This is a genomic window from Delftia sp. WSY_16 (genome assembly GCF_043104415.1).
GTDB lineage: Bacteria > Pseudomonadota > Gammaproteobacteria > Burkholderiales > Burkholderiaceae_C > Comamonas > Comamonas tsuruhatensis.
The window spans coordinates 728,358-741,430 of the sequence record NZ_JBICKS010000040.1; the positions used below are offsets into that span (position 1 = coordinate 728,358).

Annotated in this window: 8 protein-coding genes; 3 read left to right on the top strand and 5 right to left on the bottom strand. The window is 65.1% G+C overall.

From position 1 onward, the window contains the following. Nucleotides 1-19: 19 nt before the first annotated feature. The 3 genes from ACF8O7_RS22985 to uvrB all read right to left on the bottom strand — a co-directional run bounded on the left by ACF8O7_RS22985 (nucleotide 20) and on the right by uvrB (nucleotide 4,224). Entirely contained in the window at nucleotides 20-1,240 is a 1,221-nt protein-coding gene (locus tag ACF8O7_RS22985; protein ID WP_016447124.1) for an IscS subfamily cysteine desulfurase, read from the bottom strand. Between the two features lie 134 nt (nucleotides 1,241-1,374). Beyond that, a complete protein-coding gene (gene iscR, locus ACF8O7_RS22990; protein WP_012205825.1) occupies nucleotides 1,375-1,911 on the bottom strand; it encodes a Fe-S cluster assembly transcriptional regulator IscR in 537 nt (178 codons plus the stop codon). A gap of 225 nt (nucleotides 1,912-2,136) precedes the next feature. Next, the gene (uvrB, locus tag ACF8O7_RS22995) at nucleotides 2,137-4,224 is read right to left on the bottom strand and encodes an excinuclease ABC subunit UvrB (RefSeq protein ID WP_017403939.1); all 2,088 of its coding nucleotides are present in this window, start codon (nucleotides 4,222-4,224) and stop codon (nucleotides 2,137-2,139) included. 128 nt (nucleotides 4,225-4,352) lie between these two features. On the opposite strand from uvrB, the gene ACF8O7_RS23000 reads away from it, so the two are divergent. The 3 genes from ACF8O7_RS23000 to ACF8O7_RS23010 all read left to right on the top strand — a co-directional run bounded on the left by ACF8O7_RS23000 (nucleotide 4,353) and on the right by ACF8O7_RS23010 (nucleotide 9,489). Next, nucleotides 4,353-5,549 carry an amino acid aminotransferase gene (locus ACF8O7_RS23000; protein ID WP_016447126.1) on the top strand — a complete coding sequence of 399 codons (1,197 nt, stop codon included), beginning with the start codon at nucleotides 4,353-4,355 and terminating at the stop codon, nucleotides 5,547-5,549. 192 nt (nucleotides 5,550-5,741) lie between these two features. Next, a complete protein-coding gene (locus tag ACF8O7_RS23005) occupies nucleotides 5,742-6,695 on the top strand; it encodes a CoA transferase (protein WP_017403937.1) in 954 nt (317 codons plus the stop codon). 331 nt (nucleotides 6,696-7,026) lie between these two features. Beyond that, nucleotides 7,027-9,489: an EAL domain-containing protein gene (locus ACF8O7_RS23010; RefSeq protein ID WP_043790148.1), complete on the top strand. Its 2,463-nt coding sequence runs from the start codon at nucleotides 7,027-7,029 to the stop codon at nucleotides 9,487-9,489. Nucleotides 9,490-9,495: 6 nt separating this feature from the next. Here ACF8O7_RS23010 and ACF8O7_RS23015 read toward each other — a convergent pair whose 3' ends face one another. Then, on the bottom strand, nucleotides 9,496-11,982 hold the full coding sequence (locus tag ACF8O7_RS23015) for a YgiQ family radical SAM protein (protein WP_126311425.1): 2,487 nt from the start codon (nucleotides 11,980-11,982) through the stop codon (nucleotides 9,496-9,498). Between the two features lie 75 nt (nucleotides 11,983-12,057). Beyond that, on the bottom strand, nucleotides 12,058-13,050 hold the full coding sequence (locus ACF8O7_RS23020; protein WP_126311426.1) for an AraC family transcriptional regulator: 993 nt from the start codon (nucleotides 13,048-13,050) through the stop codon (nucleotides 12,058-12,060). Nucleotides 13,051-13,073: the final 23 nt, after the last annotated feature.

Sequence of the window (13,073 nt, forward strand, 5' to 3'; positions counted from 1 at the left end):
TTCGCGTGCCGGCCGACGCTCAGTGCGCCGCCCACTGGATGGTGCTGAGGTCGATGCCGTCCTTGTACATCTCCCACAGCGGGCTGAGTTCGCGCAGCTTGACCACATTGGTGCGGATGGTGCTGATCGCGTAGTCGATTTCTTCCTCGGTCGTGAAACGGCCGATGGTCATGCGCAGGCTGCTGTGCGCCAGCTCGTCACTGCGGCCAAGGGCACGCAGCACATAGCTGGGCTCCAGGCTGGCCGAAGTGCAAGCGGAGCCCGACGACACTGCCAGCCCCTTGATGCCCATGATGAGCGACTCGCCTTCGACGAAGTTGAAGCTCATGTTCAGGTTCTGAGGCACACGGTGCTCCATGCTGCCGTTGATGAAGACCTGTTCCAGATCCTTCAAACCGTTGAGCAGGCGCTGCTGCAGCGCATAGGCCTTGGCATTGCTCTCGACCATCTCTTCCTTGGCGATGCGGAAGGCCTCGCCCATGCCGACAATCTGGTGCGTAGGCAGCGTGCCCGAGCGCATGCCGCGCTCATGGCCGCCACCGTGGATCTGAGCTTCCAGACGCACACGTGGCTTGCGGCGCACATACAGGGCACCCACGCCCTTGGGGCCATAGGTCTTGTGCGCGGTCATGCTCATCAGGTCCACCGGCAGCTTGGACATGTCGATCTCCACGCGGCCCGTTGCCTGCGCGGCATCCACATGGAACAGGATGCCCTTCTCGCGGCACAGCGCGCCAATCGTGGGAATGTCCTGGATGACGCCGATTTCGTTGTTCACGAAGAGCACGCTCACCAAGATGGTATCGGGACGCAGCGCGGCCTTGAAGGCCTCAATGTCGAGCAGACCATCAGGCTGCACGTCCATATAGGTCACTTCAAACCCCTGGCGCTCGAGTTCACGCATGGTGTCGAGCACGGCCTTGTGCTCGGTCTTGAGCGTGATCAGATGCTTGCCCTTGCCTTGATAGAAGTGCGCCGCACCCTTGATGGCAAGATTGATGGACTCGGTCGCGCCACTGGTCCACACAATTTCACGGGGATCCGCGCCAATCAGATCCGCCACCTGGCCGCGGGCCTTCTCGATGGCCTCTTCGGCCTCCCAACCCCAGGCATGGCTGCGCGATGCAGCGTTGCCGAAGTGCTCACGCAACCATGGAATCATGGCGTCCACCACGCGAGGGTCCACGGGAGTGGTCGCGCCATAGTCGAGATAGATGGGGAAATGCGGGGTCATGTCCATGACTGGCTCTTATCAAAGTTCCGGCTGGCAAAAATCGGGAAGGCGATGAACTCCGGTGAATCCATCCGGGCGGGCAGCACCGCGCCACACAGCCATGCGCAGCGGCGCCCTGCCCTCAGGGTGTCAAAAGTCGATCAGGACTTGGCGAAGGCGTTGCCCAGCGCGAATACCGAGTTCGGTGCATTCACGCGGATGGGCTTGACCACGGGAGCCGTGGAAATTGCACGACGCACTACGGGCTTGTCCTCGATCTGGATGCCCTTGGCCAATTGTTCGTCGACGAGCTTTTGCAGCGTCACGGAATCGAGGAACTCGACCATGCGCTGATTCAATGCCGCCCACAGTTCATGCGTCATGCAGCGGCCTGCTTCGCCCAGACAATTTTCCTTGCCGCCGCATTGGGTGGCGTCAATGGGCTCGTCCACGGAGACGATGATGTCGGCCACGGTGATGTCGCCAGCCTTGCGGGCCAGCGTGTAGCCGCCACCGGGTCCACGGGTGGACTCGACGAGTTCATGGCGGCGCAGCTTGCCGAACAGCTGTTCGAGATACGACAGGGAAATCTGCTGTCGCTGGCTGATGGCAGCCAGCGTAACAGGGCCATTGTTCTGGCGCAGGGCCAGATCGATCATGGCAGTGACCGCAAAACGGCCTTTGGTGGTGAGACGCATTACGAGCTCCTTCAGTCAGGCTTGTACGTTACAGAAACACCCGCTCCAGCGATTTGACTGGAGTTGGGCACAGTCTCCGCCCTTACTCCGTCCTGTTCAAAAGGTTCAGAGCCCTTCTTTTCATCGAAGTTTTTGTTGTTGTTGAGTGTTGACCCTGAGTGTACCACATTCCCCATCAATTTTGTCGGGTAACAAGAGCCAACAGGCTTCAGACAAGGCACCGCCTCAGGAAACCTGCGCGGAAGAGCCTCCGAACAGTTGCTCCTTGAGCAGTGCCAGCTGATCGCGCACCCGCGCCGCCTGCTCGAACTCCAGGCTGCGCGCATGTTCGAGCATCTGCTTCTCCAGACGCTTGATTTCCTTGGCCACATCTTTTTCGGACATGTCCTCGACACGCGCTCTTTCGAGCTGATTGGCCTCCAGACGTTCCGCTTCCTTGCCGCTTTTTTCGCTGTAGACACCATCAATCAGGTCTTTCACCCGCTTGACAATCTGCTTGGGCTCAATGCCGTTTTCCTCGTTGAACGCCATTTGCCTGGCGCGGCGGCGCTCGGTCTCGCCGATGGCCTTCTTCATCGACTCCGTGATCCTGTCCGCGTAGAGGATGGCCTTGCCGTGCAGGTTGCGTGCTGCGCGGCCGATGGTCTGGATGAGACTTCGCTCGGCGCGAAGAAAGCCTTCCTTGTCGGCATCGAGGATGGCGACCAGCGAGACTTCAGGGATGTCCAAGCCCTCTCGCAGCAGGTTGATGCCCACGAGAACGTCGAAGACGCCCAGACGCAGGTCACGAATGATCTCCACGCGCTCCACAGTCTCCACGTCGGAGTGCAGATAGCGCACCTTGACCCCGTTTTCGCTCAGGTAGTCGGTGAGCTGCTCGGCCATGCGCTTGGTGAGCGTGGTGATGAGAACACGCTCCCCGCGCTCGACGCGCAGGCGGATTTCCTGCAGCACGTCATCCACCTGATTGGTGGCTGGGCGCACTTCGATTTCGGGGTCGATCAGCCCCGTCGGGCGCACAACCTGGTCCACGATCTGACCTGAGTGGGTTTTTTCGTAGTCTGCCGGCGTGGCCGAGACAAAGATGACCTGGCGCATGCGCCGCTCGAATTCCTCGAATTTCAGCGGCCGGTTGTCCAGCGCCGACGGCAGCCGAAAGCCGTACTCCACGAGCGTGGTCTTGCGCGAGCGATCGCCGCTGTACATGGCGTTGAGCTGACCGATCATCTGGTGGCTCTCGTCCAGGAACATGAGCGCGTCGTTGGGCAGGTAGTCGGTCAATGTGCTGGGGGGCTCGCCCGGGGCTGCGCCGGAGAGGTGGCGCGTGTAGTTCTCGATGCCCTTGCAGTGGCCGACCTCGGTGAGCATTTCAAGGTCGAAGCGCGTGCGCTGCTCCAGGCGCTGGGCCTCGACCAGCTTGCCGTCACCCACCAGTTGCTTGAGCCGCTCGGCCAGTTCCAGCTTGATGGTTTCCACGGCGGCCAGCACCTTGTCGCGCGGCGTGACGTAGTGGCTGCTGGGGTAGACAGTGAAGCGCGGAATGCTCTGGCGCACGCGGCCCGTGAGCGGGTCGAACAGTTGCAGGCTTTCAACCTCGTCGTCGAAGAGTTCGATGCGGATGGCCAGCTCGGAATGCTCGGCGGGGAAGACATCGATGGTGTCGCCGCGCACGCGGAACTTGCCGCGGCTGAAGTCCTGGTCGTTGCGCTGGTACTGCATGCGGATCAACTGCGCGATGACGTCGCGCTGGTTGATGCGGTCGCCGGTACGCAGCGTCATGATCATGCGGTGGTAGCTTTCGGGTTCGCCGATGCCGTAGATGGCCGAGACCGTGGCCACGATGACCACGTCGCGCCGCTCCATGAGACTTTTGGTGCACGAAAGCCGCATCTGCTCGATGTGCTCGTTGATGGCGCTGTCCTTTTCGATGAAAAGGTCGCGCTGGGGCACGTAGGCCTCGGGCTGGTAGTAGTCGTAGTAGCTGACGAAGTACTCGACGGAGTTCTTGGGAAAGAACTCGCGGAACTCGCTGTACAGCTGTGCGGCCAGTGTCTTGTTGGGTGCGAAGACGATGGCCGGACGACCCAGGCGGGCGATCACGTTGGCCATGGTGAAGGTCTTGCCCGAGCCCGTCACGCCCAGCAGGGTCTGAAAGGATTCACCGTCCTGGATGCCCTCGACCAGCTTCTCAATGGCGGCGGGCTGGTCGCCAGCCGGTGGATAGGGCTGGAACAGCTCGAAGGGGGAGTCCGCGAAATGCACGAACTGGCCCGAGGCCGCAGGTGCTGGAGAGGAATCAGAGACTTCGTGCATGACGTGGGTTCGCAAAAGTGGGTATCGGCCGGCGAGATCGCTAGAATTCATGGGTTAACCCGAAAGCCTACCGCAGCTTGGGGCTAGCCGCGTTTTTTCCACCTCCCAAGACATCCCAAGGACGCTTCATGTCTCTGTTTACCGCCGTCGAAATGGCCCCCCGCGACCCCATCCTGGGTCTGAACGAGCAGTTCGCTGCCGACACCAACCCCAGCAAGGTGAATCTGGGCGTGGGCGTGTACTTCGACGACAACGGCAAGTTGCCCCTGCTCGAGTGCGTGCAGGCCGCCGAGAAGGCGATGATGGACAAGCCCACGGCCCGCGGCTACCTGCCCATCGACGGCATCGCTGCCTATGATGCCGCAGTCAAGGGCCTGGTGTTCGGCGCCGAGTCCGACGTCGTCAAGTCCGGCCGCGTGTCCACGGTGCAGGCCATCGGCGGCACCGGCGGCCTGAAGATCGGCGCCGACTTCCTCAAGAAGATCAGCCCCGCTGCCAAGGTGCTGATCTCCGACCCGAGCTGGGAAAACCACAAGGCCATCTTCACGAACGCCGGTTTCGAGGTGGGCACCTATGCCTACTACGACGCCGTCAACCGCAAGGTGAACTTCGAAGGCATGCTGGCCGACCTGAACGCAGCGGCCCCTGGCACCATCGTGGTGCTGCACGCCTGCTGCCATAACCCGACCGGCTACGACATCACGGCCGAGCAGTGGGACCAAGTGATTGCCGCCGTCAAGGCCAAGGGCCTGGTGGCCTTCCTTGACATGGCCTACCAGGGCTTTGGCCACGGCATTGCCGAAGACGGCGCCGTGATCGGCAAGTTCGTGGCCGCCGGCCTGAACATCTTCGTCTCGACCTCGTTCTCCAAGAGCTTCAGCCTGTACGGCGAGCGCGTGGGCGCACTGTCGGTGGTCGCCAACGACAAGGAAGAGGCGGCCCGCGTGCTGAGCCAGCTCAAGATCGTGATCCGCACCAACTATTCCAACCCACCCACCCATGGTGGCGCCGTGGTGGCGGCCGTGCTGAACAACCCCGAGCTGCGCGCACTGTGGGAAAAGGAACTGGGCGAGATGCGCGTGCGCATCAAGGCCATGCGCCAGAAGCTGGTGGATGGCCTGAAGGCTGCCGGCGTCCAGCAGGACATGAGCTTCATCACCACGCAGATCGGCATGTTCAGCTACTCCGGCCTGAGCAAGGACCAGATGGTGCGCCTGCGCACCGAGTTCGGCGTCTACGGCACGGACACGGGCCGCATGTGCGTGGCCGCGCTCAACAGTAAGAATATCGACTACGTCTGCCAGTCGATCGCCAAGGTGGTCTGACCGCCACCCCAGCCACCTGGCCCTGCGCTGGGTGACAAGGCATGCCGCCAGCGCTCCCTGCCCTGGCGGCATTTTCTTTGTGCGGGCGGTTTTTGCATCCTGGCAGTCCGGTATGCGCCAGGTCTGCGCGGGTACCGGTGCGATCATGCGGGCAGCCGAAACATCGAATGAAGAACGAGACGCTCCATTCCCATGCCAGATCACGCCTGCCTCACTCCCTTCACCTCCTCGCCTGCAGACGGGCTGCCCCTGTCCGGCGTACGCATTCTGAGCCTGGCACTGAACCTGCCGGGTCCCGCCGCCCTGATGCGCTGCGCGGCCATGGGCGCGCAGTGCAGCAAGCTGGAGCCGCCCTCTGCGCAGCCAGGGCCTGCCGGCGCGGACCCGATGGCGCTCTACAGCCCGCAGGCCTATTCCGACATGCACCAGGGCATCGCGGTCTGGCAGGCACAGCTCAAGACCGAGGACGGACAGGCCGCGCTGCACAAGGCGCTGGACAGCGCCGATATCCTGCTGACCTCGTTCCGCCCCGCCGCGCTGGCCAAGCTGGGGCTGGACTGGGCTTCATTGCAGCAACGCCATCCGCAGCTGTCGCTGGTGCGCATCGTCGGCAGTGCGGGTGCGCTGGCCGATGTGCCCGGCCACGACCTGACCTATCAGGCGGAGGCCGGCCTGGTGCAGGGCGGCGCCATGCCCCCCAGCCTGTTTGCCGACATGGCTGGCGCGCTGATGGCCAGCGAGGCCGTGCTCAAGGCCTGGCTGCTGCGCCAGCGCAGCGGCCACGGCAACCTCCAGGAAACAGGACTGGCACAGGCAGCGCAATGGCTGGCCCTGCCCTGGCACTGGGGCCTGACCCGGCCCGACGGGGATGTGGGCGGCGCGCACGCAGGCTATCGCGTCTATGCCTGCGCCGACGGTTCGGTGGCCGTGGCGGCACTGGAGCCGCATTTCGCGGCACGCCTGTGCGCAGCAGCATCGGTGCCGGGCGATGGCAGCATCGCCTGCATGCGCAACCCGGCCACGCATGCGGCCCTGGAAGCCTTCCTGGCTGCCCTGTCCTGCGCCGAACTGGCAGACCTGGCCGAGCGCCACGACCTGCCCCTGCATCCGCTCGCCGCTCAGCCAGCGGCCTCGCGCCGCTTGTAGGCGAATGCCGAAAGGCAGCATCTGCGCACGGCCTACAAGCCGCCTGGGTCGCGGCTGCCCGCCGAGTATGAACATGCTGCTGCCGACGACCCTCTTTACCGCGATAGCCTGCTCCTCTTAAATCAGAGTTGCGCATACAACCAGACAACCCGAACACATCTGGAAACACCCATAATCGGCTCATCTGGAGGCAGCCCCATGGTTCGAGAACATCCATCGACCGCCCCGCTATCCGGGATGCGTCAGCCACCTAGCCACTCAGCGCCTGGCCTGCAGCGCATCGGCGCCAGCGCCTGAGGCCGCCGCCGGGTCCCCCTTCCGTCCACCGCCTATGCAAAGCCAGCCCCCAGCCCATGTGCCGGTACTGCAGCTGGTGCAGCGCATCTGGCCCCTGGTGCTGGTGGTCGTGGTGCTGGTGGTCATGGCCAGCGGCAGCCTCTACCTTGTGTCTGCGGTGCGCGCCTTCGTGGCCGGAGAAAGCCTGTGGTCCAAGGCACAGAAGGATGCCATCTACGCCCTGAGCCGCTATGTGGACAGCGGCTCGGCGCGCGACCTGGCGCGCTTCGAGCAGGCCATGATCGTTCCTGCAGGCGACTGGCAGGCCCGTATGGCGCTGGACGATGTGCCGGCCAGGGTCAAGGACGCGCGCGCCGGCATTCTGCTGGGAGGCAACCACCCGGACGATGCCGACGCGCTGATCTGGCTGATGCAGACTTTTCGCCATGTCGAACTGCTGGAGGAGCCCTATCGTTACTGGAAGCAGGGCGACCAGTACCTGCAGCAGCTCGACCGGCTGGCGCAGGAGATAGAGCAGCGCCACACCGTGGGAAGCGTGAGCGCCGAGGACGTCATCACCTGGAAGCGCGAGATCGAGCAGATCAACGCCGGCGTCACACCCGCCACCCAGCAGTTCAGCGCCTCGCTGGGCCGCAGCTCCCGGCAGATGGTGGTGTGGCTGCAGTGCATTCACCTGATGCTGGGCGTGGCGCTGATCCTGGTGGCACTCTGGCATACGCGGCGCATGCTGCAGCAGCGCCAGCAGGTGCAAAACGACCTGCTGACCGAAAAGGAAAGGGCCCAGACCACGCTGGCATCGCTGGGCGATGCCGTGATCACCACGGACGCCCAGGGCGTGGTGGACTATGCCAACCCTGCCGCGCTGGGCCTGCTGGGCAGCAGCGAGCAGCAGCTCAAGGGACGGCACCTGGCCAAGGGCCTGCATTTCAACAGCATCGACACCACCCAGACGGCGGAAAGCCTGCTGACCCATCTGCTGTCGGGTCGGCAATTGCGCGAAGAGCACACGCGGTGGCTGCGGCGCCATGACCGCAGCATCGTGCCGGTCAAGCTCATGGGCTCGGCCATCAGCGGCGGCGGGGAGCGCCCGGCAGGTGCGGTGATCGTGCTCAGGGATGTCTCGCGTGAGCAGCAGTATCTGGACCAGCTTTCCTGGCATGCCAGCCATGACGGCCTGACCGGGCTGGAGAACCGCGTGGAATTCGAGCGCCGCCTGCAGCGCCTGCTCAACCAGGGCCAGCACAGGCTGCGGCCCGCAGCCCTGCTGTACATGGATCTGGACCAGTTCAAGCTCATCAACGAGACCTGCGGCCATCCGGCGGGCGATGAAATGCTGTGCGAGGTCAGCCGTCTGCTGCTGCACAACCTGCGCGAGACAGACACCCTGGCCCGCCTGGGCGGCGACGAATTCGGCGTTCTTCTGGAGAACTGTCCGCCCGAGCCCGCGCTGCGCATTGCCGAAAAGCTGCGCCAGGCTGCCGAAGCCCTGCACGTGCACTGGGGCAAGCAGGTGCTGCGCACAGGACTGAGCATTGGACTGGTCCACATCGGCGGCGAGGTCCAGTCGGCCCAGGACCTGCTGCGCATGGCCGACATGGCCTGCTACCGCGCCAAGGAGCGCGGCCGCAACCGCATCTATGTCTACCGCAGCGACGACGGCGAATACACCCGCCACGTCAGCGAGATGGAATGGGTCACGCGCATACGCACGGCGCTGGAGCAGGAGCGCTTTTGCCTGTATGCACAAAGCATTGCACCGCTGCAGCCCGATGGCCAGCGCGGCCTGCATTTCGAGGTGCTGCTGCGGTTGCGCGACGAGCAGGGCCAGATCATCTCGCCAGCCGCGTTCATACCCGCGGCAGAGCGCTACGGCATCATGCCAACCGTCGACCGCTGGGTGATCGCCAGAACGCTGGCCACGCTGGCCGAGCATCCGGCCGCGCTGCGCCATATCGACACCTGCGCCATCAATCTGTCAGGCCCCAGCCTCGACGACGACGGGCTGCTGGACTTTGTGCAGGCGCAGCTGAGCACGCACGGCATCGCGCCGCAACTGCTGTGCTTCGAGATCACCGAGACCAGCGCCATCGCCAGTCTGTCCAGCGCCACCCGGCTGATCCAGGCCCTGCGCACGCTGGGCTGCCGTTTTGCGCTGGACGACTTCGGCGTGGGCATGTCCTCGCTGACCTATCTGAAGCAGTTGCCCGTGGACTATCTGAAGATCGACGGCGGCTTCGTGCGCGACATGCTGCAGGACCCCAGCAACCACGCCATGGTGGAGATGATCAACCGCATAGGCCATATCCTGGGCAAGCGCACGGTGGCCGAGTATGTGGAAAGCCGGGAGATCGCCCAGGCCCTGCAGGCCGTGGGCGTGGACTACGCACAGGGCTTTGCCCTGGCGCGGCCCGTGCCGCTGGACACGCAGTACTTCGAAAGCGGTGCCCAGGCCGCCCGCCGCGAATGGCAGGGCACGCTGGCGCCGGCAGTCGGCTGAGGCGCGTCAGCGCGGCTTGCGTCCGCCCGGCGCGGCCTTGCGGCCGGCCCCGCCAGCGCCTGCGGAGCCGCCCACGCCAGGGCGCGGTGGCAGGCCCGTGTGCTGGGTCAGCATGCGGCCGGGCTTGGGCTGGCTGGAGCGCAAGCGCACGTCGCCTCCGGGGTCGCGGGCCTGTGCCTGCGCCTTGCCCGGCCCCGCACTCTTGCCACCGGCCTTGTTGAGGGCATAGGCCTTGCCCTGCTGGGAGACCACGGCACGCGCGGCCACGCCCGTTCCCTGGGTGCTGTTCTTGCGGCGCGCGCTCTGGTAGCCGCCATCGACCAGGGGCTGGAAGGTGGGGATCAGGTGCTGCTTGCCGTTGCCGATGAGGTCGGCACGGCCCATGGCCTTCAAGGCCTCGCGCAGCAGCGGCCAGTTGTTGGGGTCGTGGTAGCGCAGGAAGGCCTTGTGCAGGCGACGGCGCTTTTCACCGCGCACGATGTCCACCGACTCCTCGTTCACGTCGCGCATCTGGCGACGCACCTTGGTGAGGGTGTTGCGACCCGAGTGGTACATGGCCGTGGCCGTGGCCATGGGGCTGGGGTAGAAGGTCTGCACCTGGTCGGCGCGAAATCCGTTCTTCTTCAGCCAGATGGCGAGGTTCATCATGTCCTCGTCGCTGGTGCCCGGGTGAGCGGCGATGAAGTAGGGAATCAGGTACTGCTTCTTGCCCGCTTCCTCGCTGAACTGCTCGAACATCTGCTTGAAGCGGTCATAGCTGCCTATGCCCGGCTTCATCATCTTGGTCAGCGGCCCGGATTCGGTGTGCTCGGGCGCGATCTTCAGGTAGCCGCCCACATGGTGCTGCACCAGTTCCTTGACGTACTCGGGCGACTTCACGGCCAGGTCGTAGCGCAGGCCCGAGCCGATCAGGATCTTCTTGATGCCCGGCAGATTGCGCGCGCGGCGGTAGATCTTGACCAGCGGGGCATGGTCGGTGTGCAGGTTCTGGCAGATGCCGGGGAACACGCAGCTGGGCTTGCGGCAGGCGGCCTCGATCTCGGGGCTCTTGCAGCCCAGGCGGTACATGTTGGCCGTGGGGCCGCCCAGGTCGGAGATGGTGCCGGTGAAGCCCTTGACCTTGTCGCGGATGTCCTCGACCTCCTGGATGATGGACTCCTCGGAGCGGCTCTGGATGATGCGGCCTTCATGCTCGGTGATGGAGCAGAAGGTGCAGCCGCCGAAGCAGCCACGCATGATGTTGACCGAGGTGCGGATCATCTCCCAGGCCGGGATCTTGGTCTCGCCCTCATGGCTGCCGTTGGCGTCGGCATAGCTGGGATGGGGGCTTCGCGCATACGGCAGGCCAAAGACCCAGTCCATCTCGGCCGTGGTCAGCGGGATGGGGGGCGGGTTCAGCCACACATCGCGCGCGGTCACGCCTTCGCCGTGGGCCTGGACCAGGGCGCGGGCGTTGCCGGGATTGGTCTCCAGGTGCAGCACGCGGTTGGCGTGGGCGTAGAGGATGGGATCGGCCTTGACCTGCTCGTAGCTGGGCAGGCGCAGCACGGTCTTGTCGCGCGGCGGCTGCTTGCCCTTGCCGCGCAGCGACGGGTTGGGCACGAACTGGATGGTCTGAACGGCGGCGACCGAGGCGCCGTCCGGCTTAGCGTCGGCATCACCCTCTTCCTTGGAGCAGGTCTGGCCCTGGGCCTCGGCCTGCTCGCTGGTGGTCATGTAGGGGTTGATGTGGGGCTCGACCACGCCGGGCTCGTCCACCACGGAGGAATCCAGCTCGAACCAGCCCGCTTCCGACTCGCGGCGGAAGAAGGCCGTGCCGCGCACATCGGTAATGCTTTCCACGGGCTCACGCGCAGCCAGGCGGTGGGCCACCTCGACCAGGGCGCGTTCGGCGTTGCCGTACAGCAGGATGTCGCACTTGCTGTCCACGACGATGGAGCGGCGCACCTTGTCGCTCCAGTAGTCGTAGTGGGCGATGCGGCGCAGGCTGCCCTCGATGCCGCCCAGCACGATGGGCACGTCCTTGTAGGCCTCGCGGCAGCGCTGGCTGTAGACGATGGCCGCGCGGTCAGGGCGCTTGCCGCCCACGTCGCCCGGCGTATAGGCATCGTCGGAGCGGATCTTGCGATCGGCCGTGTAGCGGTTGATCATGGAATCCATGTTGCCCGCCGTCACGCCCCAGAACAGGTTGGGCCGGCCCAGGGCCTTGAAGGCCTCGGCGCTTTGCCAGTCAGGCTGGGCAATGATGCCCACGCGAAAGCCCTGTGCCTCCAGCACCCGGCCGATCACCGACATGCCGAAGCTGGGGTGATCCACATAGGCGTCGCCCGTCACCAGGATCACGTCGCAGCTGTCCCAGCCAAGCTGTTCCATCTCGGCCCGGCTCATCGGCAGGAACGGGGCCGTGCCAAAGCGCTTGGCCCAGTAAGGACGATAGCTGGTCAGCGGCTTGGCGGCGCGATGGAAGAAGGAAACGTCAACGGGGGCGTTCATGATGGGCGGTTCGGCTTCTGGGAGCCTGTGCGGAAGGAACCGGCCAGTGTACGTTTCGGCACTCAACCCTGCTGGTCAAGGGTCTTGCTCCAGCCCCCTGATACGGCCTTCCTGCTGCTGCCAGCCCGACCTCTTTGCGGCCTCCTGCGCCAGCCAGGCCTTGGGCGTGTGCCCGGACCAGCGGCGAAATGCCCGTGCAAACACCTTCGGCGAGTCGTAGCCCGCGTTCTCGGCGATGCGGGCCGATGACAGCCCGCCGGCTTCCATCTGCTGGGCCGCCAGCGCCATGCGGTGCGCCGTCAGGTAGCCGATGGGGGTGGCGCCCACCAGCTGCTTGAAGCGCATGCTGAAGCGGGTGCGCGACATGCCGGCCTCGATGGCCAGCGTCTCCACGCTCCAGGCCCGCTGCGGTTCGCGGTGCATGCACACCAGGGCACGCGCAACACAGGGATCGCCCAGGCCCCGCAGCCAGCCTTCACCCACGGCGGCCTCGCGCGCCAAGTGCTCGCGCAGGATGTTGACCAGCAGCAGCTCGCCCATGCGCGCGGCCGACAGGCGCCAGCCCGGGCGCCGCGCCAGCGTCTCCAGCGTGAGCGACTCCATGGTGGTGGCCAGGCAGCCGGCCAGCGGCAGGTCGCTTGCCCGGATGTGGATCAGCGGCGGCAGGATGCGGAACACCGAATGACGGCAGTAGGCGGAAAACCACAACAGGGCCGAAAACATGTCCGTGGCCTCGCCGCCGCCGCCATGGCTGAAGACCAGGGGATTCTCGTCCCGCGGTCCTTCGGCGTGGCGGGCGATCATGCGCGAGAACAGCTCGCTGGCAACGTCCATGTCGGACGCCACCACATGCGCGGCGCCCATGGGCAGCATGACCAGATCGCCGGGGTCGACCCGCAGCGCCGGCATGCCCTCCACCTGGATCCAGTAAGGCGCGCCGCGCGCCATGCGGATCATGGCGCCGGTGACGCCCGTGGACTTCAGGCTCCACGGCGCCGTCAGCGCAAAGCGCGCCGTGACGGCGCGCTCCGAGCGGCAAATATCGAGAACTTCACTGAGTACATCCATGGCTCGCGGGACCCTTGTTTTCG

Excerpts from the sequence above, each read along its gene's own strand:
- ACF8O7_RS22985 (WP_016447124.1), bottom strand. The coding sequence starts at position 1,240 with ATGGACATGACCCCGCATTTCCCCATCTATCTCGACTATGGCGCGACC.
- iscR (WP_012205825.1), bottom strand. The coding sequence starts at position 1,911 with ATGCGTCTCACCACCAAAGGCCGTTTTGCGGTCACTGCCATGATCGAT.
- uvrB (WP_017403939.1), bottom strand. The coding sequence starts at position 4,224 with ATGCACGAAGTCTCTGATTCCTCTCCAGCACCTGCGGCCTCGGGCCAG.
- ACF8O7_RS23000 (WP_016447126.1), top strand. The coding sequence starts at position 4,353 with ATGTCTCTGTTTACCGCCGTCGAAATGGCCCCCCGCGACCCCATCCTG.
- ACF8O7_RS23005 (WP_017403937.1), top strand. The coding sequence starts at position 5,742 with ATGCCAGATCACGCCTGCCTCACTCCCTTCACCTCCTCGCCTGCAGAC.
- ACF8O7_RS23010 (WP_043790148.1), top strand. The coding sequence starts at position 7,027 with ATGCAAAGCCAGCCCCCAGCCCATGTGCCGGTACTGCAGCTGGTGCAG.
- ACF8O7_RS23015 (WP_126311425.1), bottom strand. The coding sequence starts at position 11,982 with ATGAACGCCCCCGTTGACGTTTCCTTCTTCCATCGCGCCGCCAAGCCG.
- ACF8O7_RS23020 (WP_126311426.1), bottom strand. The coding sequence starts at position 13,050 with ATGGATGTACTCAGTGAAGTTCTCGATATTTGCCGCTCGGAGCGCGCC.